Source organism: Rubrivirga litoralis, from assembly GCF_031846415.1.
Taxonomy (GTDB): domain Bacteria; phylum Bacteroidota; class Rhodothermia; order Rhodothermales; family Rubricoccaceae; genus Rubrivirga; species Rubrivirga litoralis.
Window position 1 is genome coordinate 1 of the sequence record NZ_JAVRHT010000042.1, and the last position, 23,977, is coordinate 23,977.

The following is a 23,977-nucleotide window of genomic DNA, read 5'->3' on the forward strand; positions in this document are numbered from 1 at the left end:
TACCGCCCCGCCCGCGCGAGCCCGTCCAGGTCGACCGCCCGCGCCGCCGCCTCGGCCGCCGCCGCGTCCGGGCTCTCGGCCTCGACGAGGAACCGGCGGCCGGCGAGTACGCGGACCGTGTGCGGACGGCCCACCCCGCCCGACGCCTGGGCGGGGTGGCCGTCCACGTCGAGCGGGGGCGGGCCGCCGAGCGCCCAGCCGTAGCCCATCATCTCGGCCATATCGGCCGTGCCCAGGTCCGTCACCGAGAGCGACAGGTCGGGGCCGTACGTCGCCGAGGCCCGCGAGATCTCGGCGCCGAGCGCGGCGTCGGCCGTGTCGCGGACCGCCTGCCGCGGCTGCATGCCGACGGACGCCGGGAGCCACGCGCCGAGCGCGGACGCGTCCAAGACCGGCGGTGCCTCGACCCCGACCGCCCCGCCCGCCGCGCTAGAGGAGGGCGCCGCCCCGCCCGGCGCGGCGGGGTCGCCGCAGGCGGCGAGCGCGAGGGCGAGCGTAGCCACGAGGGTGGGGCGGGGCATCCGGCCGCTCATCCGAGGCGCGGGTCGCGCGAGCCGCCGATCGGCGGGGCCGCCACGTCCACGGTCGGGGCCGTCGAGAGGACGGGCCGGGCGGGGCGGGCGGGGTCGGGCTCGGCGGTGAGGATGAGGCGCGGGCCGCGGTCGTACGCCACGTAGTTGTAGGCCCAGTTGAACAGGACCGCCGTTCGGTTGCGGAAGCCGACGAGGTGGACGACGTGGACGAGCAGCCACCCGACCCACGCCAGAAACCCCGTCATGCGGAGGCCGCTGGGCATCTGGAGCACGGCGGCGTTCCGCCCGATCGTCGCCATCTGCCCCAGGTCGTGGTACACGAACGGCTCGTCGGACGCCGCCCCGCTCGCGGCCGCCTCGACGAGCCGCGCCACGTGCTTCCCCTGCTGGATCGCCACCTGCGCCACGCCGGGGTACAAGTTGCCCTCGGCGTCCGACGCGCCCGCCGAGTCGCCGATGACGAACACGTCCGGCCGGCCCGGCACGCGGAGCGTGGCGTCGACGACGACGCGGCCGCCCTTCGTCTGCTCCAGGCCGAGCGCGTCGACGAGCGGGTTGGCCTGCACGCCGGCCGCCCAGATCACCGTGGTGGCGTCGATCCGCCCGCCGTCCTGGAGGTCCACGCCGTCCACGTCGACGCGCTCGACGTGCGTCCCGAACCGGAACTCGGCGCCCTTCTTCTCCAGCGCCTCGACCGTGTACTCGCGGAGCTCGGGGGCGTAGCCCGAGAGCGGGGCGCGGTCGCCGTCGACGAGCACGACGCGCGCCCGGCTCACGTCGAGGTGCGGGAAGTCCTTCGCCAGCACGTGCGTGAGCTCGCGGATGGCCCCGGTCATCTCGACGCCGGTCGGCCCGCCGCCGACGACGACCGTCGTGAGCACGCCGTTGCCGACGAGCGACGGGTCGGCGGAGGCGGCCTCGAACTGGCGGAGCATGTGGCTCCGCAGGGACACGGCGTCGTCGATGTTCTTGAGCGGGAACGCGTGCTCCTCGGCGCCCTCGACGCCGTAGTACGTCGTCGACGCCCCCGGCGCGAGCACGAGCACGTCGTAGTCGACCGCCCCGCCCCCGTCCAGCAGCACCCGCTTCGCCTCGAAGTCGACGTCCACGACGAGGCCCAGGAGGACGTCCGTGTTGGCCTGCCGGCGGACGATGTGGCGGATGGGCTGCGTGATGTCGTCGACGTCGAGCCCGGCCGTCGCCACCTGGTACAGGAGCGGCTGAAACTTGTTGTAGTTGTTCCGGTCGACGACGAGGACCTCGACGGCGGCGTCCCCGAGCGCCTTCACGCACTCGATCCCGCCGTGGCCGGCGCCGACGACGACGACGCGGGGGCGCGTTCCGGGCGGGGCGGGGCGGGGCGGCATGGGTCGGTGGGGCTGCGTGGACTGGGTACGCGCAGGCGCCGGGCGGGTTGGCCCCTTCACGAAAGCCTCCCCCCGCTCCACGAGCCGCGCGGACGGTCCTGACAACGAAAAAAGGGGCGGAGCCCGAAGGCCCCGCCCCGCCCCCGCTGAGCGGGGTGGACGTGGTCGAGCGGCTACGACCCGCTGCTCGACGAGTCCGAGGACGAGCCCGACTTCGACGACTTGCTGCTCGACTTGGACCCGGAAGTCTTGGACGTGCTCCCCGACGAGGAGCCCGAGCCGCTGTCGTCCGAGTCGTCGTCCTCAATCGTCAGCCGGTTGTGGACGTCGTCGACGCCGCGGACGGACTCGGCGAGGTCTTCGGCCCGGCGCTTCTGGTCGCGGCTCTGGACCGTCCCTGAGAGCGTGACGTGCCCGTCCTCGGCCGACACGCTGACGCTGGAGGCGTCGATGCGGCCGTCGTCGGTCAGGCGCTCGTTGACCTGCTCGGTGATCCGCTCGCTCGACCGGGAGTAGTCCTCCGGCCCCATCCCACTCATCGGACCCGGGACGAGGACGTACTCCGTGTAGGTGTAGTACGTGTCGTAGCCCTGGTCCTGCCCGCGGCCGTAGCCCGAGCGGCCGTAGTCGCCGGACTGACCTGACCGGCCGTAGCTCCGGTTCATCATGCCCGAGTCACGGTCGTACATGCCCGACCCATACGAGCCGCCGTCTCGGTCGTAGCCGCGGTTGCCGTAGCCACCGCCACGGCCGCCGTAGTCGCTACGGCCGTAGTCGCCGCTACCGTAGTCGCGGTTTCCGTAAGAGCCGCCGCTGCGGTTGCCGTAGCTGCGGTCGTCGTAGTCGCCGTACATCCGGCCTCCACGGTCGCGGTCGTAGTCGCCGTCGCGGCCGCTACCGTAGCTGCGGTCCGAGTCGTACCGGCGTCCGCCCATGTCGGAGCGGTCGTAGTCAGAGCGGTCGTAGCCTCGGCCGGACGTTTCGTAGTCGCGGCCGCTGCGGCCGCCGGAGTAACTGTCGCCGTAGTCGCGGCTGCCGTAGCGGCCGCCGGAGTAGCCACCGCCGCGGTTGCCGCCGCCGTCGTTGTAGTCCCGGTCGCTGTACGTCCCCTGGCCGTAGCGGCCTCGGGAAGACGTGTAGCGGTCGTTGTTGTCGTTGTCGCAGTCGTACCCGCGGAAGTCGTTGCGATCGTCGTCGCGGTCTGAATAGCGTGCCATGATAGAATGGAGAGGTAAAGAGGGGGCGGGGTGGGTCCCCGCCAGAGAAAGGGCGGGGTGGTCTAGTAGTAGCCGCGGTCGTCGTCGTACGGTCGCCCGTACATCCGGCCGCTGTCGTACCGGGACGAGCGGTCGTAGTCGCTGGAGCCTCGGCCGTAGGAACCGGAGCGGTTGCCGGAGCGGTCGTACGAGTCGCGGTCGGAGTCTCGCGAGTAGGACCGGCCGGAGTCGTCCCGCTCGTACCGGCCGCGGAAGCCGTTGTCGTCGCCGAAATCGCGGACGTAGTTCCGGTTGTAGTCCCGGTCGTAGCGGTCCTGGAGGTAGCGCTCGCGGTCGCGGTCGTCGCCCCGCCCGTACGAATCGCGGTCACGGTCGCCACCCCGCCCGTAGTTGCGGTCGTTGTCCCGCCCGTAGTCGCGGTCGTTGCCCCGCCCGTACGAGTACGAGTCGCGGTCCGAGCGGTAGCGGTTGCGGTCGGAGCGGTCGTCGTCGTAGGAGCGCCGGTACGTCCGGTCGTTGTCCGAGCGGTCGCTGTAGGAGCTGCCGTAGGACCGGCGGTTGCGGTCGCTGTCGCCGTAGAAGCGGTCGCGGTCGGAGCGCATGTCGTCGCGCCGGCGTCGGCGGTCAGCGTCGTCGTCGCCGAACCAGGAGCGGACTTCGTCAGAGGCCCGGTCGCCAAAGCTCCGGTCGTCGTCGTAGCGCCCGCTGTAGGACCGGCGGTTGCGGTCGTCGTCGTAGCGTGCCATACAGCGTGACGCGCTCGGAGTGAGCCGGTAGCTTGCGGCCCCCTCGCCCCACGTCCATCATGGCCGTCTCCGTTGACCTCCGCCGCCGCGCCGTTGCGGCCTACCAGCAGGGCGGTGCCTCCCTCGACGCCGTCGCGGCCCGCTTCGACGTCGGCCGCGCCTCGCTCGTGCGCTGGCTCGCGCTCCAGCGCGACACCGGCGCGCTCACGCCTCGGCCCAACACCGGCGGCACGCCGTTCGCCGTCACCGAGACCGGCAAGGCTCGTCTGCAAGCGTGGCTCGACGAGGACCCGTCGGTGCCCCAGCACGAGTTGGCCGCGCGGCTCGCCGACGCCGGCGAGCCGGCCGTGAGCCAGCAGACCGTCGGGCGCACGCTGGCCCGGATGGCGCTGACGCACAAAAAAAGTCTTTCCGAGCTGTCCAGCGACTCCGCGACGACGTAGCCGCTGAGCGGGCCGAGTTCGCGGCGTGGCAACCGACCGTCGATGGCGCGCGCGTCGTCTGCGTCGACGAGAGCGGCATCGTCGCCGGCGGGCGAGTCTCGTATGGCTACGCGCCTCGGGGCGAGCGCTGTGAGGAGCACGCGCCGTACCGGAAGGGGCGCCGGACGAGCCTGATCGGCTGGATGGGGCTCGGACGCGGTGGCGTGGTCGCGGTCTCAGGCAGCGTCAACGGCGACGTGTTCGAGCGCTTCGTGCGCGACCACCTGTGCCCGAACCTCCGGCCCGGCGACGTCGTGGTCTGGGACAATCACTCGGTCCACAAGCGGCCGGAGCTGCGCGCGCTGATCGAGGCGCGCGGGGCGGAGTTGGTATGGCAGCCGCGCTACTCGCCCGAGTTCAACGCCATCGAGGAGATGTGGTCGAAGGTGAAGCACCTCGTCAAGCGAGCGCGCGCCGACACGCAGGCCGCGCTGAGCGAGGCGCTGGCGGCGGCCGTGGCTGCGCTGACGTGGGACGACTCCGAAGGGTGGCTGCGCCACGCCGGCTACCAGATCAGTCCAGATGCGTAGCGCTGTAATGAGGAATAGAGTTATGAAGGGAAGAGAGGGAGCGCCCAGCCCGGAAGTCGGGCGCAGGTTTCTCACCGCGCTTTGACCTTCTCAGATCCGTCCGAAAGCCCTTTTCTAGCCTGATGAGGCTGAAAGCAGGGCAGGCCCGGCGAGGCCTCGCGGAGTCGTCTCACGAGTGGAACCGGCAACCCCTGAGCGCGATGCGGAACCTTATGACGCACCGCGTCATTTATGCCGCACCGCACCATACGATGCCATGAAGCCCTCCCGCTCGTTCACCCTCGCGGCCTTGACAATCGCCTCCCTCCCCGTCGCCGTGGGCGCCTTGCTGTGGAACGGTGTCCTTCGGAGCCGGTCGCTGTGGCTCAACCTCGACCCGTTCGAGATCGACCTCGAGCTCCACGAGCGCAACGACGATTGACAGACGCGCGCTAGTGGTGCGTCAACCGTCTTCCGATGGGTCCGCTGAGAGCTGTTGCGTGTCTCGTGCTGCGTGCCCTCGGGGACGTAATACGGAACACGCAGCACCATCTCACCTCATCAGATCAACTCTGACGCAGCACTAGGCGCCCTCTCCGCGAACGGCTGAGGAGAGCGAGTGCCTGCAAAGCCATGGGCGATCCGCCACCCCGCCCGCTGCGCCCTTGGGCTTCTACCGGCTCGGAGAGCGTGGCGCCTTACCCAGCTATCCAGACCACCCCGCCCAGCAGGTCGCTGCCTGAGCGGGAAGGTTTGGTTACGCGAGCGACGGAGCGGGGCGGCTCCAGTCGTCATCCACTCGCCCTCGTCGTAGTCGCCGCGCCTCTCGACGCCGCGGCCGCTGTGCCCGCCCTACTCCTCGTCCGCCTTGCGCCCGTCCTGGACGCGGTCGAAGGCGGGGTGGTCGGGGTCGAGGTGGACGTCCGGCTCGGTCGGCTCGGTAAAGAGCCCCATCGCTTGGGGGTCTTCGTCCTCGGACACGTTGGGGCCGTCGGGGCGCTGATCGGGCTTGTCGCTCATGGGTCGGGGCGGGGTGGCGCCGGGTCGTACGCCCCTCCCCTCGCGGCGTTCGCCGCCCCGCCCGAGCGCCGGGCGGGGCGGACAGGCTAGGCCTCTTGGCAGGAGGCGCCTTCAGGGGCGAACCGCGCCCACGCCTCGCCCACCACCTCGACAACGCGGTCGATGTCGGCGCGCGTGTGCGAGGCCATGACGCTAAACCGGAGCCGCTGACGGTGGACGGCTACGGCCGGGTACTCGACGGCGTTCGCGAACACGCCCTGGTCGTGGATAAACCGGGCGGCCTGGCGGAGCGCCATCCCCTCGGGCACCGGGAGCGGCACGATCGCGGTCTCGGGGTCGACGTCGAAGCCCAGGCTCCGGAGTCCGGCGGCGAAGTACGCCACGTTGTCGTGGAGCCGGGCCACGAGGTCGTCGCCGCGCTCCAGGAGGTCGAGCCCGGCCAGGACGGCCGCGACCGTCGACGGCGGGAGCGCTGACGAGAACACGTTGGCCCGCGAAAAGTGGCGGAGGTAGTCGGCGATGTCTCGGCTCGTGCAGACCACCCCGCCCGTGACCCCGAACACCTTGCTGAACGTGCCCATGAGCACGTCGCAGTCGTCGGCCACGCCGAAGTGGTCGGCCGCGCCGCGCCCCTGCCGGCCCACGACGCCGACGCCGTGGGCGTCGTCGACGACCACGACGGCGTTGTGGCGCTTCGCGAGCGGGACGATCTCATCGAGCGGGGCGATGTCGCCGTCCATCGAGTACACGCCCTCGACGCACACGAAGGCGTCGCCGTCGCCGTGCGCGTCGAGGTGGCGGCCGAGGTCGGCCACGTCGTTGTGGCGGAACTTGACCGACGCCCCGCCCGCCAGCCCCAGCCCGTCCAGCGTCGAGGCGTGGCTCCGGTCGTCGTAGTAGACCACGTCGCGCTTGCCGACGAGCGCCGACAGCAGGCCGACGTTGGCGCCGTACCCGCTCTGGTAAATCACGGCCTCCTCGGTCCCCTTAAAGGCCGCGAGCCGCTCCTCGAGCTCGCGGTGGAGCCCCGAGTACCCGCTGAGGATCGGCGGCCCACCCACGCCGGCCCCCCACTCGCGGATCGCCGCGGTCATCTTCTCCTCCACGTAGGGGTGGTTCGTGAGCCCGAGGTAGCTGTTGGACCCGAACATGAGCATCTCCTTCTCCTCGCCCGTCCGCGTGTCGAGGACGTTGACGGTGCGGTCGACGGCCGACGTCACGACGCGGTGGTACAGCGACTCGCCGCGCCCCTGGACGCGGCGGATCCACTGGGAGTAGGCCCGCGTCCGGTCGCGGACGCCGAGGCGGCGGCTCTGGAGCAAGATGGCCCGGAGGTCCATGTCGTCGGGAAACTCGGCGTTGGAGGGGGAGTGGGGAATGCTCATAGGAGTGGTGGGGAGCAACGGGGAGGGTGGGCTTCGGCAAGTCCTATGCCCTAGCGGAGACTAGGGGAATCGAGCAACTGGTGACGCCCAACCAGCTTCTTTTCTTCCTCTTGTAGGATCAAACCGTACCCTCCCCATACTCTGCTGCCCCCATCGGCGTCCCTCTCTCTTCCTCCGACCCTCCCTCCTTGTCCGAAATCGCTCGCCTGGCCGCTATGTCCCAGACCTCGCCGCTCCCCGACGTCCGTCTCCGCGTCCTCCAGGTCGCCGACGGCGATGAGGTCTACGCCGACGCCCTCCGCACGATGATGTGGGACGCCTACGCCGAGGCCGGCCGGCCGCTCGGCGCGAGCGAGGACGCCATGTGGCTGTGGTGGTCCTACGGCCAAGCCACGACGGTCCAGTAGCCGCATCGTGGGAGCGGGCGCGCGGGCGGGGCGGTCAGGTGTACTCCGTCCCCCCCTTCCGCGTGAGGTAGTCGTCGCTGACGGACTTGAGCTGGACGCGGCCGACGTGGGGGTCGTCGCGCTCCGTCGTCGGGCGCACGACGACGCCCTCGCGGAGGTGCGCGCCCGCCCCGCTCACGGCCTCCGCCCCGCCCGTGAAGCGGGCCAGCGCGGCGTCCGAGTACGGCCCGCGGTAGAGGGCGGGCACCCGGTCGAGCCCCATCGCCGCGCACGCGCGGTCGAGCGCCGCGTCGTCGAGGTAGGCGCCGTGTCCGCGCCGGCCGACGTAGACGTCGAACACGCGGAACCCGAGCCGCCCCGCCCCGGCGTCCGCGCCGTAGTGGAGGTCCTGGACGCCGGCCCCGAACACCTCGCCGACGACGAACACGGGCTCGTCGAGCGCGCCCGCGTCGTCCCCGAACGCGCGGAGGACGGCGTCGGCGACGCCGTAGTCGGTGGCCGTGCGCGTGTAGAGGGTGGCGTCGCCCTCGCTGGTGTCGAATGCGAGGCCCTTGGCGCCGAGCCCCTTCGAGAACACGACGACGCGGCCGTGGGCGGGGTGGGCGAGCGCCTCCGGCAGCACGCCGACGCCGAGGAGCGTGCCGTGAACCTTCTCGGTCATCACCACCTCCTCGCCGTCGACGAGGACGTCCGGCCACCGCTTCACGTTCTCGACGTCGTAGGCCAGCGTCCGCTCCTGGCCCGCCGCCCACACGGCGCCGGCCATCGACGCCGGCACGTACTTCTCGACGCCGAGGAACGCCGCGTAGTCCTCGCCCTCTCGGACCTCTACCGCCCCGCCCGCCCCATTCGTGAGCGTGCCATCCGCCCCCAGCGGCACGACGAGCCCTTGCGAGAGCACGCCGCGCAGCCGGATCGCCTTGACCCGGTTCTTCTGGCTGCCCGCGAGGCGCCCCACGAGTCCCAGCCGCTCTTGCAGGTACTCGGGGACGATGGACCCCTCGGGCACGTAGACTGCGAGGTCGCCCGTCCGGTACCGCCCCTTTACTACGACGGCGCGGTAGCCGCCGACGGCGGCCAGTTCGAGGGCGTCGGCGTTGCCGTGCGGCTCGACCGTCAGGCGGACGGCCGGGCATTCGGTGCGAACAGGCTCTTCCATCGGATCGGGCGGGGCGGCGGCGAGCGGGCCGTGAAGGTCGCCCGTTCCTCGACCGCCCCGCCCTCGCCACCGCGCGAACAGACAGGGCGGGGTGGCGAGCGGTCTGCGTCGCGCGGTGACGGGCCGTTGCCGACCGCCCTGCCTCGGCGCGCGGGCGGGGCGGCTACCGCGATAGGTCCCGCACCGTCCAGGCGCGGACCCAAAGGGCGGACCCAAAGGGCGGACCCAAAGGGCGGGGTGGCGTCAGCGGCTGAGGTACAGGTTCCGCATCTCGAACGGCTTCGAAATGTGGGCGTCCGTGATGTCGTCCACGAAGGCGATGGCCTCGCCGGTCGACTTCATCTCCGGCCCGAGCTCCTTGGCCACCTCGGGGAACTTGTCCCACGAGAACACCGGCTCCTTGACAGCGAAGCCTGTGAGCTGGCTCTCCAGCGCCCCGCTCTCGCGGAACTCCTTGAGCTTAGCGCCCAGCATGAGCTTGGCCCCGATGGCCGCGATGGGCACGCCCGTCGCCTTGGCCACGAACGGGACCGTGCGGCTGGCGCGCGGGTTGGCCTCGATGACGTAGACGTGGTCCACCCCGCCCTCCGTCTGCACAGCGAGTTGCGTGTTCATCAGGCCGACCACGCCCAGCCGCTTCGCGATCCGCGTGACTGTCTCGCGGATCACGTCCTGCGTCTCGTCGGAGAGCGAGTACGGCGGGATGACCGCCGTCGAGTCGCCCGAGTGGACGCCGGCCGGCTCGATGTGCTGCATGATCCCGGCGATCCACACCTCGTCGCCGTCGGCGAGGCAGTCGACGTCGACTTCGATGGCGTTCTCGAGGAAGCGGTCGAGGAGCACCTCGTTGCCGGGGAACATCTCGAGCACGCGGGCCACGTACTCGGCCACCTCGTCCTTGTTGATCGCGATCCGCATGCCCTGCCCGCCCAGCACGTAGCTCGGGCGGACGAGCGTGGGGTAGCCGATCTGCTCCGACACCTCGACGGCCTCCTCGACCGTCCGCGCGATGCCGTAGGGCGGGAACGGGATGTCGAGCTCCTCCAGCACCGCCGAGAACTTCCCGCGGTCCTCGGCCAGGTCCATCTTCTCGAACGGCGTCCCGAACAAGGGGATGCCGGCCTCCAGCAGGTTCTCGGCCAGCTTCAGCGCCGTCTGCCCGCCGAGCTGGACCATGACGCCCGCCGGCTGCTCCAGGTCGATCACGTCCTTGACGCGCTCCCAGAAGACGGGCTCGAAGTACAGCTTGTCCGCCACGTCGAAGTCGGTCGAGACCGTCTCCGGGTTGCAGTTGATCATGATGGCCTCATAACCCATCTCGCGCGCCGCGAGCACGCCGTGGACGCACGAGTAGTCGAACTCGATGCCCTGCCCGATCCGGTTCGGGCCGGAGCCCAGGATGAGCACCTTCTCGCGGTCCGACCGCACGGATTCGGTCTCGCCCTGGTCGTACGTCGAGTAGAAGTACGGCGTCTGCGCCTCGAACTCGCCGGCGCACGTGTCGACCACGCGGTACGTCGGCCGCAGGTCGAGCGCCTCGCGCCGCGCCCGCACCTCGGCCTCGGTCGTCTCGGTGAGGTACGCGATCTGGACGTCGGCGAACCCGTTCTGCTTGAGCTCCAGGAGGGCGGGGCGGTCGATGCTCTCCAGGGCACGGCCCTCGATGCTCCGCTCCAGCGTCACGAGGTCGCGGATCTGGTGGAGGAACCACGGGTCGACGCGCGTCACGTCGTGGACCTCGGCGACGGACGCCCCCAGCCGGAAAGCGTGGCGGACGTGGAGGAGCCGGTCCCAATACGACTTCGCAAGCCGGTCGCGGACGACCTGGCGGTCGGCGTCGTCGCGGTCGGCGCCCAGCCCGGCGAACCCTTGCTCGAGGCTCTGGAACGCCTTCTGGAGCGATTCGGTGAACGTGCGGCCGATGGCCATCGCTTCGCCGACCGCCTTCATCTGGGTCGTGAGCTCCTCGTCGACGCCCTCGAACTTGTCGAAATTCCAGCGCGGCACCTTCGTCACCACATAGTCGAGGGCGGGCTCGAAGCACGCGCTCGTCCCGGTGATCTCGTTGGGGAGCTCGTCGAGCGTGTAGCCGACGGCGAGCCGCGCGGCCACCTTGGCGATCGGGTAGCCCGTCGCCTTGGACGCCAGCGCCGACGAGCGCGACACGCGGGGGTTGATCTCGATCACGATCATCCGCCCCGTCTCGGGGTCGACGGCGAACTGGATGTTGCAGCCGCCGGCGAACGTCCCGATCGAGCGCATGGCGCGGATGGCCGCGTCGCGCATGGCCTGGTACTGCGGGTCGGTCAGCGTCTGCTGCGGGGCGACGGTCACCGAGTCGCCGGTGTGGACGCCCATCGGGTCCACGTTTTCAATGGAGCACACGATGACGACGTTGTCGTTCCGGTCGCGCAGCAGCTCCAGCTCGTACTCTTTCCACCCGACCAGGCACTCCTCGATGAGGACCTCGTGGACGGGCGAGAGCTCCAGCCCGCGCGTGACCTTGGCGTCGAACTGGTCGGCCGTCCACACGATGCCGCCCCCCGCCCCGCCCATCGTGAACGACGGGCGGATGACGACGGGCTGGAAGCCGAGCGCGGCGCCGGCCAGCTCCTGGGCGATCTCCTTGGCTTCGAGCAGCGACTTGGCTACGCGGCTGCGGGCCTGGTCGATCCCGACGGTCTCCATGAGGTCGCGGAACGCCTGCCGGTCCTCGGTGATGTGGATGGCGTCGATGTCGACGCCGATCACGTCGATCCCCTCGCGCTCCCAGTAGCCCTGCTGGTGGAGCGTGTCGGCGAGGTTGAGGGCCGTCTGGCCGCCCATCGTCGGGAGCACGGCGTCGGGCCGCTCCTTGGTCACGATCTCCTTGATGGACGCCGGCGTGAGCTCCTGGAGGTAGACCGCGTCCGCCATCATGGGGTCGGTCATGATGGTCGCCGGGTTCGAGTTGACCAGGACCACGCGGTAGCCCTCGGCGCGGAGCGCCTTGGCGGCCTGCGTGCCGGAGTAGTCGAACTCGCACGCCTGCCCGATCACGATGGGGCCGGAGCCGATGAGGAGGATCGAGGAGATGTCGGTGCGTTTGGGCATACGGCGGTACGGGGTACCAGGTACGGGGTACGGGCGGGGTGGCGGTGTACCTGGTACCGTGTACCAAGTACCGGCCGGCGCTAGCCGGCGGAGAAGCCGCCGACGGTCTTGGTCTCCTCGCGCTCGATGACGACGAGGGCGGCGAACTGGGGCGCGCCGTCGGCGCCGCCCGCCCCGCCCATCGCCGACGTGGACAGGAGGCGCCAGTCGTCGTTGAGGTGGTCGGTGAGCGCGGCGACGGTCTCGCTCTCCTCGCCGGGCGCGTAGTGGACGACGAGGGCTTTTCTCTCTTTGGCCATGTCTCTGAGGGCGGGGTGGGGGTTCAGTGCGTCGGTACGATCAGTAGGCTGGAGCGGGGCGGCGTCGGAACCTCAGCGCGCTCCTGGCTCACGGATCCCTAGGGATCGGCTGACTCTCCGGCGTCGGGGTCGCGGCCGGCGAGGATGGCGCGGAGAGCCGCCACGTCGGTCTGGTCCTTCGGGCGGAGCGAGTCGCCTTTGAGGCGGATCAGCCCCTCGGCGCCGAGAAAGCGGACGGCCGCCCCGCCCACGTCGAGCGGGGCGGAGAACGGGAGGAGGTCGGCGTAGGTGTGGCCGGACATGACAGTGAACAGGTCGATGTCGAAGTCTTCAGCGACGCGGACGGCGCCTTCTTCGAGGGGGAAGTCGCTCACGTCGAGCTCGGCCGCCGCCCCGCTCCCGAACGTGGCGAGCGTGTCGATAAGACGGCGGAGGTTGGCCGCCCCGCCCTCGACGAGCAGGTCCACGTCGTCCGTGACGCGGACGTAGCCGGCACGGGCGACGGCCAACCCGCCCACGACGAGGAACCGGACTTCAGCACGGGCGAGGGCGGCCAACGCGCTTTCGAACGTGAGCATCGGGGTTCGGGGTGGCGAGGCCGAGCGCGCGGACGTCCTGCCGGAGCCGCCACACGACGGCGAGCGGGTCCTGGGCGGGGCGGCGCCCGACCGTCTTGCGGATGCGGCCGCGCGGGTCGGGCGGGGCGGCGCCGTCGCCGGACGGGGCGGGGCGGCTATCCGGCATCGGCGGGCGCTTCAGTCGGCGCGGCGGACGGTACGGGCACGGCCGGCTCGTCGAGCGGCTTCCCGTCCATGAGCCGCACGAACTGCTCGAACAGGTAGCGGCTGTCGTGCGGCCCGGGGCACGCCTCGGGGTGGTACTGGACCGAGAAGCCGGGGAAGCGGAGAAAGCGCAGCCCCTCGACCGTGTCGTCGTTGAGGTTCCGGTGGTCGACCTCGGCCACGCCGTCCAGGCCCGCGTCGCGGACGGCGAACCCGTGGTTCTGCGTCGAGATCTCGACGCGGCCCGTCTCCAGGTTGAGGACCGGGTGGTTGGCGCCGCGGTGGCCCACCTTCATCTTGAACACCTCCAGCCCTTCGGCGAGGGCCAGGAGCTGGTGGCCGAGGCAGATCCCGAAGACCGGCGTGCCCGTCGCGATCACGCCGCGGGCCGTCTCGACGGCCTCGGGCATGGCGCGGGGGTCGCCCGGCCCGTTCGAGAGGAACACGCCGTCGGGCTCCCACGCCATCACGTCGGCGAGCGGCGTGCCGGCCGGGAACACGCGGACGTCGCAGCCCAGCCCGGCGAACGACCGCAGGATGTGGCGCTTGACGCCGTAGTCGTAGACGGCCACGCGGCGCGGCCGCCCCGCCCCGCCCCGCCCGTTCGACGCCGCGCCGGCGTGCGGCTGGCCGGCGTGCGGTCCGCTCTCGGCGGGCACGTCGTAGGGCGCGTCGGTCGAGACGCCGCTGGCCAGCTCCAGCCCCTCCATGCTCGGGGCCGCCTTGGCCTTGGCGACGAGCGAGTCGTCGTCGAGGTCGACCGACGAGACGACCGCGTTCATCACGCCGCGCTCGCGGATGTGGCGGACGAGCCGCCGCGTGTCGACGCCCGAGATCCCGACGAGCCCGTGGCGCGCCATGTAGGCGTCGAGCGTCTCCTCCATCCGGCTGTTCGACGGGTGGCGCGAGAACTCCCGCACGACGAGGCCCGCCACGTGCGGGCGGTCGGCCTCGGTCGCCGCCTCGAAGGCGCCGTAGTTGCCGATGTGCGGGTAGGTCATCATCATGAGCTGGCCGGCGTAGCTCGGGTCGGTCAGGATCTCCTGGTACCCGCTCATCGACGTGTTGAAGCACAGCTCGCCGGTCGTCTCGCCCGGCGCGCCGACGGCGGTGCCGGTGACGACGGTGCCGTCTTCGAGGGCCAGCTTGGCCGGGGCGGGCGGCGCGCCAGCGGGGCGGTCGGGGGTCTCAGGCATGGGCAGGCGGTAAAGGCGGGGGGCGGTCGGTAGAACGGGGAGACACAAAAAAAGCCTCCCGGAAACGAGAGGCTCAGCGGCCGGCGGGCCGGGGCGGCAGGTCCGCGAGGGCGGAGAGCGGGTGCGTCCAGGGGGAGGGCATGGGGCCAGCGTCTCGGGCAAAGCTACGGGCAACACACACCGTGCCACCCCGCCCTGCCCGGATTCACGCCGCGTTCCGGGAGGGACGGGCAGCGGGCAGCGGGCAGCGGGCAGCGGGCAGCGGGCAGCGGGCAGCGGGCAGCGGGCAGCGGGCAGCGGGCAGAAGATGCGCCACCCCGCTTGCCACGTGTGAGGGCGGGGCGGCCGCCGTAGCGGCATTGCATCCAACGCCGTCGGGCGGCGGGGACCGTAGGGGCGACCGGCGGTCTCCTGTGGGCGGGGTGGGCACGGCGGATTCGTAGGGCCACCGCGCGCAGTGTCCGCATTGGAGGTCGGCACGCTGCCCGCAGAACGCGACGGCGGGGCGGCGCGGGCGGGGCGGCGCCGTCCAGAACCGCCCCGCCCGCTTCGGACACGACGAGTCGTGTCCCTACGAGCGCCGGTTGTCGGGCGGGGTGGCATCGGGCGGGGTGACGCCTGGTCGTGCGGCGCTGCTCGCGTCGTCCACCACCCCTAGCCCCTCTTGGCTGCGCCGACGCTGCGCGGTGACCAGGAGGGGGACTGCCGCCGCCCTGGTCCACCCCCGGCGCCTGTCTCCGCCCACCCCGCCCTCGTCTGCCGCATGGGCGGGGCGGGGCGGAACAAAACGGGCGCCACCCCGCCCGCGCGCTCCCAGTCCCCAGTCCCCAGTCCCCAGTCCCCAGTCCCCAGTCCCCAGTCCCCAGTCCCCAGTCCCCAGCCCCGCGAGCCGCCGGCGAGCCTAGAACGCCAGCTGCATCGTGCGGGGCGGGTTGAAGTACGACGTGCCCCCGCGCACCGACGCCATCTGGCGGACGAGCTCCTCGAACGTGGCCGGCTCGCCGACGAAGTCGATCCGGCTGGCGTCGACGATGAGGAGCGGGCTCCTCGTGTAGTGGAAAAAGTAGCGGTCGTAGGCCTCGGACAGCTCGGCGAGGTAGTCGCGGTCCATGTCGGCCTCGTAGGCCCGCCCCCGGAGCGCCACGTTGTGGAGGAGCCGGTCGACCGACGAGCGGAGGTAGACGACGAGGTCGGGGACCGGCGCGGCCGTCTCCATGAGCCCGTAGAGCGACTCGTAGAGCCGGAGCTCGTCGCCGGAGAGCGTGACGTGGGCGAAGATCCGGTCCTTGTCGAACGTGTAGTCCGCGACGACGTGCGGGGCGAACAGGTCGCGGGCGCCGAGCGCCTTCTGCTGGCGGAACCGGCTGGCCAGGAACGCGAGCTGCGTCTGGAACGCCCAGCGGTCGCGGTCCTGGTAGAACGTGCCGAGGAACGGGTTGTCCTCGAACTCCTCCAGGACGAGGCGCCCGCCGGCCCGGTCGGCCAGCATCCGCGCGAGCGTCGTCTTGCCGGCGCCGATGACGCCCTCGACGGCGACGTAGCCGAGGTGGGAGGGGAGCGCGGGCGGGCGGGGGCTCATTTAACGTGGGGGGCGGGGTGGCCGAAAGGTCGGGACAGACTCGCCCGAGCGCCTCCCCCCACCGCGACACATGACTGCCGCTCCACCCCGCCCGACCGTCCCACCCGGCTGGCACGACACGGCGGCCGCCGTCCCCCGACGAGACCAGACGGTCCGCGTCCTGACCCGGTACGGGGCCGACCACCAGGCCCAGTTTGTCGTGGCCTTCACGGCGGACTGGCCCCAGGGCGTGTGGTGGTCGATCCAGAACGGCCGCGTCACGATCCCCTTTGCCGACATCGTCGCGTGGTCGCCGGACCCCGAAGCCCGGCCGCCCCGCCCGGCCCCGGCCAGCGAGCCGGACGGGCCGCGCCCAGCCCTCGTCGGCGAGGTGCTCGCGGAGGTCGGGAAAGTGGGCGGGCTCATCCGGCTCATCCCCGAGGCCTCGGCCGACTGGACGCCGCACCCGGGCGTCGCCTCGCCCCGGACGCTCGCGTGGCGGCTGGCCCAGGTCGTCGCGCGGCTCGAGCTCGTCTTCGCGCTCGACGCCGTCGAGCTCGGCCTGGAGCCCGCCGCGCCCGAGGCCGGCCCGCTCCGGGAGGCGGACGCGACCTACGGCGCGAACGCCCGGGCCGCCGCCGAGGCCGCCGCTCGCGCGACGGCCGCCTCGCTCCGCGCCCCGTGGCAGCTGGAGCGGGGCGGGGTGGCCGTCGCCACGATGCCGCGCGGGAACGCCGTCCGCGCCTTCGGGATGGCCCCGCTCGTCTACCACCGCGGCGAGCTGGGCGTGCTCCTGACCGCGCTCGGCGTCCATGTGCCGCACCCGTACCCGCTCTGGTCGTTCGGAGGGCCGGGGGGCGAGGCCGCGCCCCTCGACTGAGGCGGCCGGCCCCGCCCAGGCGCCCTCTATCCGAGCACGAGCGCCGTGCGGTCGACGCGCGAGCGGTCCGGCGTCGCCGCCAGGAGCTCGGCGACGGTCGCGCCCAGGCCGGGCACCGCGAGGTCGGGGGCGAGGTCGGCGAGGGGGCGGAGCACGAACCGGCGCGCGGCGAGCCGCGGGTGCGGGACCACGAGCGGGGCGGCCGCCTCTCCCTTCCCCGCCCCGCCCGGGATCACGAGGGCGCCGTAGAGGAGGACGTCGACGTCGAGCGGGCGGGGCGACCAGGGCGCGGCGTCGGGGTCCCGCCCCGCCCGGCGCTCGGCGGCCTGGGCAACCTCGCGGAGGAACGCCTCGGGGCGCAGCCGCGAGCGGACGCGGACGGCGGCGTTGAGGTGGTCGCGCTGCGGCGGGGCGCCCGGGAGCACGTGGGCCTCGGTCTCGTAGACCGGGCTCGCCGCCTCGACGGCCGTCTCGGCGTGCCCGTCCAGGACCGCGACAGCCGCGCGGAGCGCCGCCAGCCGGTCGCCCACGTTCGAGCCCAGGCCCACATAGACGTCGACCGGCCGGTCCAGCAGGCGGTCCGCGCTCACCGCCCCGCCCGCGCCGACCCACCCTGCGCCGCGCCGCCCGGTGCCGCGCCGGCCGAGCCCGGCGCGCGGCCCTCGCGCCGGACCGTGACCTCGGCCCGGTCGCACGGCCCGCCGACGGGCGGGTTCGGCTTGCGGACCGTCGCCTCGACGGCGGCGAGGGCGGGATACGCCGCGACGACGGCCTCGGCGATCTGCCACGCGACGCGCTCGATGAGGTAGGCCGGCCGGCCCGTCACCACGTCGCGGACGAGGGCGTAGACCCGCTCGTAGTCGACCGTCTTCGAGAGGTCGTCGGTCTCAGCCGCCGGCCCCACGTCGAGCGTCATCGCAACGTCGACCTCGTAGCGCCCGCCGATCCGGTGCTCCTCCTCCATGACCCCGTGGTGCGCGTAGAACACGGCGTTGACAAGGCGGACGGTGGAGAGCGACATCGGGGCGGGGCGGGGTGAGGCCGCTAAGATCGCGCGCCGCGCGGACGGGCGGGGCGGCACGGCGCTTGCCCGACTCCGCCCCGGCACGCCTCCCGCCCAGACCGCCCGCCCGCCGGCCTCGGCGGTTACCGATCTACCCCCCGGCGGGTCCTTATCTCCCCCTGACCCGGGCGCCCCCGCCCCGCGCTCCCGCGACCGATGCCTGAGCTCACCCTCCCCCTTGCCGCGAGCCTGTTCGTCACGGTGGCCGCCGCGGCGGTGGTCCTCGCCGCCGCCGTCGTCGGGGCCGCCCTGGCCGTCGCCCGCGGCCGCCGGTGGGACCGCCCCGCCCCGGCCGGCGACGCACTCGTCGGCGAGCTCCGCGCGATCGGGGCGCAGATGGAGCAGTCGCTCGTCGAGCAGCGCCACCAGGGCGAGACGCAGCGGCAACTGCTGGCCCAGAAGCTCGAGGGCGTCCGCGAGACGATGGACGAGCAGTCCCACGCGGTCGGCGGCCTCCGCAACGAGTTCCGCCACGAGGTCCGCCGGCGCGACGCGGAGATGGAGCAGATCCGCCACCAGATCGAGACGATACGGATGGGCGCGGCGCCCGCCCGGGCCGCCCTCCCCCCGCACGAGCCGGCCAGCGCCGGGACGTCGGGCGACGGCGCCGCCCCGCCCGCTGCCGCCCTGCCCGAGGCCGCCGCCCTCCCGGACGACCCGCCCCCGATCGACCGCCTCGACCTCTCGCAGCTCGTGCCCCCGGCCGCCCCCGAATCCGCCCCGCCCGACGCGGCAGGAGACGGGCTCCCCGACCCGTCCGACCTCGACATCTTCACGCCCATGTCCTTCGCCGCCCCGCGACCCGACGGCGACGCGGCGTGGATCGCGCGGGCCGACCGCGCGGGCGGGGCGGACGTCGACGGGCCGCGCCCCGAGGGGGCCGAGGACCTGACGGTCATCGGGTCGGTCGACGCGCGCACGCAGGCCGCCCTCTACAAGGCGGGGATCCTCACGCTGGACGACGTGGCGCGGATCGGACCGGGCGCGGCGCAGCGGCTGAGCGAGGCGGCCAGCGTCTCCGAGGACATGATCCTGAACCAGTGGGTGTTCGAGGCCCAGGCCGTCCTGTTCGACCGCTTTAGCCCGACGACCCGAGCGTAGCGGACGGGGCGGGGCGTGTCGCGCGCCTCGTGCTCCGGCTAGCGCAGCGCCAAACCCGACGTGACGAGTCGGCGGGTGGTGGCATAGCGTGTTGCGCCGGCCTCGGACACGCAACACGAACCGCGCGGCGGCCGTCGCGGGCGGGGCGGCCACCCTGGGTCCCCCCTCCCTGCCTCCCCCCGCTGGGGGGAGGAGACTTGACGTTGCCTACCAAACCGTCTCTAAAAGACGAGGGCGGGGACCGACGCCAGGCGCTGGAACGCTTCGAGGCGCCCGTCGAGGTCGTCGGACGTGGTCTCGAGCAGCCGGTCCGGCCCGAACGACTCGACGACGAACGAGGCGAGCGCCGAGCCCACGACGACCGCCTGCCGCATGGCCTCGGACGAGCGCGCCCCGCTCCGCGCGAGGTGGCCCGCGAACCCGCCGAGGAACGTGTCGCCGGCCCCGGTCGGGTCGGCCACGGTCTCCAGGAGGTAGGCCGGGGCGGCGAACACGTCGTCGTCGCAGAACAGGAGCGCCCCGTGCTCGCCCTTCTTGATGACGACCGTCCGCGGCCCCATCGCGCGGATGTCGCGGGCCGCCTTGACCAGGCTCGGGGTGTCGGCGAGCTGCCGGGCCTCCTCCTCGTTGACGAGCAGCACGTCGACGCGCGCGATCGTCTCGGCGAGGGCCTCGGGCGCGCTCTCGATCCAGAAGTTCATGGTGTCGGCCACGACGAGCGGGGCGGCCGCCGCGGTCTGGTCGATGACGGCGCCCTGGATGACCGGGTCGAGGTTGCCCAGGCACACGATCTCGGGCGCCCGGAGCGAGGCCGGCAGGTCGGGCTCGAACGTGGCGAGCACGTTGAGGTCGGTCGTGAGCGTGTCGCGCGACGACAGGTCGTGGCCGTAGCGCCCCTCCCAGAAAAACGTCTTGCCAGCCTCGTCGCGGACGAGCCCGTCGAGCCCGACGCCGCGGTCGCGGAGGGCATCGACGTGGGCCTCGGCGAAGTCGCCGCCGACGACCGCGTTGAGCTCGACGTCGGCCCCGAGCACGCGGGCGGCGAGCGAGGCGTAGGTGGCGGACCCGCCGAGCACGCGGTCGGCGCGGCCGAACGGGGTCTCGACGGTGTCGTAGGCGACGGTCCCGACGACGAGGATGCTCATGGGACGGGCGGGATGGGGAAGCGGGAGGGGCAGGCGCCAAACTACGCGGGCGCCCCGACCGCCCCGCCCTCGGCCGGCGAACATCGCGTGCAGGGCGGGGTGGCGCCGGGCGGGGTGGTCCCCACGACAGCGGGGGCGCCCCGGACCTGGAGCGCCCCCGCGGGACCGGACGGGCCGAAGCCCTCGAACCGGCTAGTGGCGGGCCTTGCTGACCCAGTCGTCGACCTTGGCCGCGACGACGCCCGAGAGCGCCACCTTGACGGCGTCCGAGACGTGGTCGACAAAGTCCTTGCTCCGCTCGTAGCCGTCCTCGAGCGTGTCGCCGGCCTCGTCGGCCGAGTGGCGGAGCAGCTTGGCCGCGCGCTGGAGGCTGTCCTCGAGCGAGTCGCCGACGTCCTCAATGTAGTCCTCGGGGTCCTTGCGGAAGGAGGCGATCTCCTTTTTGGCCGACTTCCGGTACTTCTTGGCCTTTTTCTCGGCGTCCTTCTTAAAGGCCTCGGCCTCCTTCTTGTACTGCTTCCGGCGCTTGGCGGCCTCCTTCTTGTACACCTTGGCCTTTTTCTCGACGCGGTCGGCGAGCGTGGGCTCGGGGTCGGGGAGCAGGGCCGTCACGACGCGGCCGGCGAGCAGGCCGATCCCGGTCGCCGCGAGGATCGCGAGCCCGGGGTGCTCCTCGACCCACGACTTCGTCTTCGTCACCCAGTCCTGGTCGGCGTAGTCGTCCGGCATCTCGTAGTCGGCCGGGAGCGGGGGGCGGGTCGGGCTCGACGCCGTGGCCGCCTCCTGCGCGACGGGCTCGATGGTGGCGTCGGGGAGGGCCGGGGCATCGCCCGTGGTGCCGCCCGTAGCGCTACCGCCCGTAGCGGTGTCGCTCTTGGCAGCGTTGCCCTTGGCGGCGTTGCCCGGGGTCCCGGCGGGCGGGGTGTTCTTGGTGGAGTCGTCGGCCATGAGTCTGATGGAGTCTGGGGAGAAGGGGCGCGCGGGGCGCTCTGGGGAAGAGAGGGAAAGAGCGTAGGTACGACGCCCCGCCCCCCCTTTGTTTCTAGCCCGCCCGCGCCTCGGGCGGAGAGGGCGTCAAGAGCGGCCGCCCCGCCCCGGCCTCCGCGCACGCACGATTCGTTCGGGGGCGGGGTGGCGCAGGGACGGTGGGGCCGGCGGTCGCGTAGATTGCGCCCCTTCGCCGGACGTCGTCCCCCCATGCCCCTCCGGTCTCTGCGCGCGCCGCGTCGGCCCGCGCCCCCGTCCCGTCCCCGGTGGTTCGCCACCCGGTGGCTCGCCGCCGCGCTCGCGTGCGGCGCCGTCGCCACCCCGCCCGCCTACGCCCAGACGGCGGGGCGGCTCGTCGCGCCCGACCCGGCGCGGGCGGCCGAGGCGTTCGACGAGGCCCGCGCCCTGTTCGACGGCGCGCTCTACGAGTCGTCCGCGCGGGCGTTCGAGGCCTTCCGCGAGCGGTACCCCGAGAGCCCTCGCGCTGCCGAGGCGTTGTACCTCCAAGCCGAGTCCGCGCTGGCGTCGCGCGACGGCCGCGGCGCGGCCGACCTGTTCGCCCGGTTCGAGACCGACTACCCCGCCAGCCCGTTCGCCGCCGACGCGCGGCTGGCGCTGGGCCGCTACTACTACGCGTCGGGCGCGTACGACCAGGCCGAGGACGCGCTCCAGGCCGCGCTCGCCCGCCCCGCCCCGCCCGCGCTGGAGGCCGAGGCCGCGTATCTCCTGGGCCAGACGGCGATCCGCCAGGGGCGCCCGGCCGCCGCCGAGGCCGCCTTCGCGCAGGCCGCCGCGCTCGACACGCCGACGGCGCCGGCCGCGCTCTACGCGCTGGGCACGACGCGCGTCGAGGCCGGCGACTGGGGCGGAGCGGCGGCCGCCTTCGAAGGGCTGCGCGACCGCTACCCGACGGCCCCCGAGAACGCGGCGGTCCGCCTGGGGCTGGCCGAGGCGTACCTCCGGGCGGGGCGGCTCGACGAGGCCGCCGCCGAGGCCGAGGCCCGGCGCCCCGCCCTCGCCGGCGACGACGCCGAGCGCGCGGCGCTCCTGGCCGGCGAGACGCGCGTGCGCCTGGGCCAGATGGACGCGGCCGAGGCCGCGCTCGCGGCCGTCCCCGACGCCAGCCGCTACGGCCGCCGCGCGCGGCTCGCCGAGGGCCGCGCGGCCTACGCCGACGGCGACTGGCAGCGGGCGGCCGACGCCCTCGCCGCCGCGCGCGCGGGCGGGGCGGCCTTGGAAGGCGCACCGGGCGGGGCGGCCGACGCCGTCGCCCACGAGGCGGCCTACTACCAGGGCCTCGCGCTCAAGCAGCTCGGCGAACTGGCCGACGCCGAGGCCGCCTTTGCCGCCGCCGAGGACCGCCCAGACGGCGCCTACGCCGACGCCGCGCTCCTCGAGCTCGGCCTGCTCCGCTACGAGCGCCGCCGCTACACGGACGCCGCGGGCGCCTTCGACCGGCTCCTCGCGGAGTACCCGCAGAGCCCGTACGCCGGCGAGGCCGCCCGGATGCTCGGCGAGGCCTACGCCGCGCTCGGCGACGCCGCCCGCGCTCGCGAGGCGTTCGCCCAGGCCGAAAACCTGGGGACGGCCTCGGCGGAGACGCGGGCCGAGGTCGCGTTCCAGGACGCCTACGCCCGGTTCCGCACGCGCGACTACGTCGGCGCCGTCCCCGCGCTGCTCGCCGTGGCCGAGGCGGACCCGGCGGGGCCGCGCGCGGGTGAGGCCCTGTTTTGGGCCGGCGAGGCGGCGTTTCAGGCCGGCGAGTACGCCCGCGCCGAGACCATTCTGGCCGACTTTCTCGCGCGCTACCCCGACCACCGCCAGGCGACGGCGGGGCGGTACGTGCTGGCGTGGACCCACTTTAAGCGCCGCGATTACGACGCCGCCGCGACCGGCTTCGAGCGGTTCCTCTCGGCCTACTCGCGGAGCGCCGAGTCGGTCCCCTACTACGCCGACGCCCTGCTCCGCCTGGGCGACGCCTACTACGCGCTCGGCCGCTACGACGACGCCCGCCAGGTCTACGCCCGCGTGCCCGCGGCCACGTCCGAGCGCCAGGGCGGCGACTACGCGCTCTACCAGACGGCGCAGGCGTTCGGGAGCGAGGGGCAGACCGACAGCGCCCTCGCCGCCTACGCCCGGCTCCTCACCAAGTACCCGCAGTCCGAGCTGTACGCGCAGGCGCTCGTGGCGCGGGGCGCGCTCCTGGCCGCGCGCGGCGACTACGACCCGGCCGTCGCGGACTACGAGCGCGTGCTGAGCGAGCGGCCGCAGGACCCGGCCGCCGCGCGCGCGCTCCTGGGCGTCGCCGACGTCCGCCTCAACCAGGAGCGGTACGCCGACGCCGAGGCCGCCTACCGGACCGTCCTCGACCGCTACCCGGGCTCGCCGCTCGTGACCGACGCGCTCGACGGGCTCGCATTCGCGCTCGGCGAGCAGGGGCGGGGCGGCGAGGTCGACGCGGCGGTCGCGGCGGCCGAGGCCCGCGTCACCGACCCCGCCGCGCGCGCGAGAATTCGCCTGTCGCGGGCGCAGTCGTCGCTGGCGGCCGGCCGCGACTCGCTGGCGGTGGCGCAGCTCGAGGGGCTCCTCCAGAGCGGCCCGCCGCCCGAGGTCGAGACCGACGCGCTGCTCGCGCTGGGCGGGGCGTACCGCGCCGCCGGCGACGCGGCCGACGCCGCGCGCGCGCTCCGGCGCCTGCTCACGCGGTTCCCCGAGAGCGCGCTCGCGCCCGAGGCCCAGCTCCAGCTGGCCGACGCGCTCCTGGCGTCCGGCGACGCCGAGGACGCGCGGGCCGTCGCCGCAGGCTTTGCCGCGGCCTACCCCGCCGACACCGAGCGCGTCGCCGCCGCGCTCCGCCTCGAAGCGACGGCGCTCGACGCGCTCAGCCGCCCCGAGGAGGGCGACGACCGGCTCCGCACGCTCGTCGAGCGCTACCCCGAGTCGGCCGCCGCCCGCGCCGTGCTCCGCGCCCGCCCCGAGCTCGCCCCCGCCCCGCCCCCCGTCGACGGCGAGGACGGCGGCGCCCCGTGACCCCGACGCCGCCCCGCC

The 23,977-nt window shown here is 73.5% G+C and carries 22 protein-coding genes and 2 pseudogenes; 7 read left to right on the forward strand and 17 right to left on the reverse strand.

Going from position 1 to position 23,977, the window contains the following annotated elements:
- The 4 genes and pseudogenes from RM540_RS14155 to RM540_RS14170 form a co-directional block, all read right to left on the reverse strand.
- Window positions 1-521: pseudogene (locus RM540_RS14155) on the reverse strand (hypothetical protein); the annotation flags it as partial.
- Between the two features lie 8 nt (window positions 522-529).
- Window positions 530-1,900 (reverse strand): NAD(P)/FAD-dependent oxidoreductase, encoded by a 1,371-nt coding sequence (locus RM540_RS14160; protein WP_311665251.1) that lies wholly within the window; start codon window positions 1,898-1,900, stop codon window positions 530-532.
- Window positions 1,901-2,073: 173 nt separating this feature from the next.
- Window positions 2,074-3,117, reverse strand: coding sequence for a BON domain-containing protein (locus tag RM540_RS14165; protein WP_311665253.1), 1,044 nt, complete (start codon window positions 3,115-3,117; stop codon window positions 2,074-2,076).
- Window positions 3,118-3,179: 62 nt separating this feature from the next.
- On the reverse strand, window positions 3,180-3,863 hold the full coding sequence (locus RM540_RS14170) for an SWFGD domain-containing protein (protein WP_311665255.1): 684 nt from the start codon (window positions 3,861-3,863) through the stop codon (window positions 3,180-3,182).
- Between the two features lie 59 nt (window positions 3,864-3,922).
- Between RM540_RS14170 and RM540_RS14175 the strand changes: the two genes are divergently transcribed.
- The 3 genes and pseudogenes from RM540_RS14175 to RM540_RS14185 all read left to right on the forward strand — a co-directional run bounded on the left by RM540_RS14175 (window position 3,923) and on the right by RM540_RS14185 (window position 5,296).
- Window positions 3,923-4,306 (forward strand): IS630 transposase-related protein, encoded by a 384-nt coding sequence (locus tag RM540_RS14175; protein ID WP_311665257.1) that lies wholly within the window; start codon window positions 3,923-3,925, stop codon window positions 4,304-4,306.
- A 29-nt stretch (window positions 4,307-4,335) separates the two neighbouring features.
- A pseudogene (locus tag RM540_RS14180) lies at window positions 4,336-4,875 on the forward strand (IS630 family transposase); the annotation flags it as partial.
- 289 nt (window positions 4,876-5,164) lie between these two features.
- Window positions 5,165-5,296, forward strand: a complete 132-nt coding sequence (locus RM540_RS14185; RefSeq protein ID WP_311665260.1) for a hypothetical protein — start codon at window positions 5,165-5,167, stop codon at window positions 5,294-5,296.
- A 410-nt stretch (window positions 5,297-5,706) separates the two neighbouring features.
- On the opposite strand, the gene RM540_RS14190 is transcribed toward RM540_RS14185, so the two are convergent.
- Together RM540_RS14190 and RM540_RS14195 are read right to left on the reverse strand one after the other, a co-directional pair.
- Window positions 5,707-5,874, reverse strand: a complete 168-nt coding sequence (locus tag RM540_RS14190; RefSeq protein ID WP_311665262.1) for a hypothetical protein — start codon at window positions 5,872-5,874, stop codon at window positions 5,707-5,709.
- Window positions 5,875-5,960: 86 nt separating this feature from the next.
- On the reverse strand, window positions 5,961-7,259 hold the full coding sequence (locus RM540_RS14195) for an aminotransferase class I/II-fold pyridoxal phosphate-dependent enzyme (RefSeq protein WP_311665264.1): 1,299 nt from the start codon (window positions 7,257-7,259) through the stop codon (window positions 5,961-5,963).
- 215 nt (window positions 7,260-7,474) lie between these two features.
- Between RM540_RS14195 and RM540_RS14200 the strand changes: the two genes are divergently transcribed.
- Window positions 7,475-7,666: a hypothetical protein gene (locus RM540_RS14200; RefSeq protein ID WP_311665266.1), complete on the forward strand. Its 192-nt coding sequence runs from the start codon at window positions 7,475-7,477 to the stop codon at window positions 7,664-7,666.
- A gap of 34 nt (window positions 7,667-7,700) precedes the next feature.
- On the opposite strand, the gene RM540_RS14205 is transcribed toward RM540_RS14200, so the two are convergent.
- From RM540_RS14205 to RM540_RS14235, 7 genes are all read right to left on the reverse strand, one after another.
- Window positions 7,701-8,825, reverse strand: a complete 1,125-nt coding sequence (locus RM540_RS14205; RefSeq protein WP_311665268.1) for an RNA ligase (ATP) — start codon at window positions 8,823-8,825, stop codon at window positions 7,701-7,703.
- Between the two features lie 243 nt (window positions 8,826-9,068).
- Window positions 9,069-11,918 carry a carbamoyl-phosphate synthase large subunit gene (gene carB / locus RM540_RS14210; protein ID WP_311665270.1) on the reverse strand — a complete coding sequence of 950 codons (2,850 nt, stop codon included), beginning with the start codon at window positions 11,916-11,918 and terminating at the stop codon, window positions 9,069-9,071.
- A gap of 80 nt (window positions 11,919-11,998) precedes the next feature.
- Window positions 11,999-12,217: a hypothetical protein gene (locus RM540_RS14215; protein WP_311665272.1), complete on the reverse strand. Its 219-nt coding sequence runs from the start codon at window positions 12,215-12,217 to the stop codon at window positions 11,999-12,001.
- 98 nt (window positions 12,218-12,315) lie between these two features.
- Window positions 12,316-12,795, reverse strand: coding sequence for a hypothetical protein (locus RM540_RS14220; RefSeq protein WP_311665274.1), 480 nt, complete (start codon window positions 12,793-12,795; stop codon window positions 12,316-12,318).
- On the reverse strand, window positions 12,752-12,961 hold the full coding sequence (locus tag RM540_RS14225; RefSeq protein ID WP_311665276.1) for a hypothetical protein: 210 nt from the start codon (window positions 12,959-12,961) through the stop codon (window positions 12,752-12,754). Before RM540_RS14225 ends, RM540_RS14220 begins: the two co-directional genes overlap by 44 nt.
- On the reverse strand, window positions 12,951-14,195 hold the full coding sequence (gene carA, locus RM540_RS14230; protein ID WP_311665278.1) for a glutamine-hydrolyzing carbamoyl-phosphate synthase small subunit: 1,245 nt from the start codon (window positions 14,193-14,195) through the stop codon (window positions 12,951-12,953). Before carA ends, RM540_RS14225 begins: the two co-directional genes overlap by 11 nt.
- Window positions 14,196-15,096: 901 nt before the next feature.
- Window positions 15,097-15,774: a deoxynucleoside kinase gene (locus RM540_RS14235; protein WP_311665280.1), complete on the reverse strand. Its 678-nt coding sequence runs from the start codon at window positions 15,772-15,774 to the stop codon at window positions 15,097-15,099.
- Window positions 15,775-15,844: 70 nt separating this feature from the next.
- On the opposite strand from RM540_RS14235, the gene RM540_RS14240 reads away from it, so the two are divergent.
- A complete protein-coding gene (locus RM540_RS14240; RefSeq protein ID WP_311665281.1) occupies window positions 15,845-16,633 on the forward strand; it encodes a hypothetical protein in 789 nt (262 codons plus the stop codon).
- A gap of 26 nt (window positions 16,634-16,659) precedes the next feature.
- Here the strand turns inward: RM540_RS14240 and folK are convergent, their stop codons facing one another.
- Together folK and folB are read right to left on the reverse strand one after the other, a co-directional pair.
- Window positions 16,660-17,223, reverse strand: a complete 564-nt coding sequence (gene folK / locus RM540_RS14245; RefSeq protein WP_311665283.1) for a 2-amino-4-hydroxy-6-hydroxymethyldihydropteridine diphosphokinase — start codon at window positions 17,221-17,223, stop codon at window positions 16,660-16,662.
- Complete coding sequence (folB, locus tag RM540_RS14250; protein ID WP_311665285.1) at window positions 17,220-17,654, reverse strand: dihydroneopterin aldolase; 435 nt, start codon at window positions 17,652-17,654, stop codon at window positions 17,220-17,222. Before folB ends, folK begins: the two co-directional genes overlap by 4 nt.
- Before the next feature lie 198 nt (window positions 17,655-17,852).
- Between folB and RM540_RS14255 the strand changes: the two genes are divergently transcribed.
- The gene (locus tag RM540_RS14255; protein ID WP_311665287.1) at window positions 17,853-18,797 is read left to right on the forward strand and encodes a hypothetical protein; all 945 of its coding nucleotides are present in this window, start codon (window positions 17,853-17,855) and stop codon (window positions 18,795-18,797) included.
- A 221-nt stretch (window positions 18,798-19,018) separates the two neighbouring features.
- On the opposite strand, the gene RM540_RS14260 is transcribed toward RM540_RS14255, so the two are convergent.
- Window positions 19,019-19,942, reverse strand: a complete 924-nt coding sequence (locus RM540_RS14260; RefSeq protein ID WP_311665289.1) for a PfkB family carbohydrate kinase — start codon at window positions 19,940-19,942, stop codon at window positions 19,019-19,021.
- A 192-nt stretch (window positions 19,943-20,134) separates the two neighbouring features.
- A complete protein-coding gene (locus RM540_RS14265; protein WP_311665291.1) occupies window positions 20,135-20,890 on the reverse strand; it encodes a hypothetical protein in 756 nt (251 codons plus the stop codon).
- Between the two features lie 249 nt (window positions 20,891-21,139).
- Here RM540_RS14265 and RM540_RS14270 point away from each other — a divergent pair, with 249 nt between their 5' ends.
- Entirely contained in the window at window positions 21,140-23,959 is a 2,820-nt protein-coding gene (locus RM540_RS14270; protein ID WP_311665293.1) for a tetratricopeptide repeat protein, read from the forward strand.
- Window positions 23,960-23,977 lie beyond the last annotated feature (18 nt).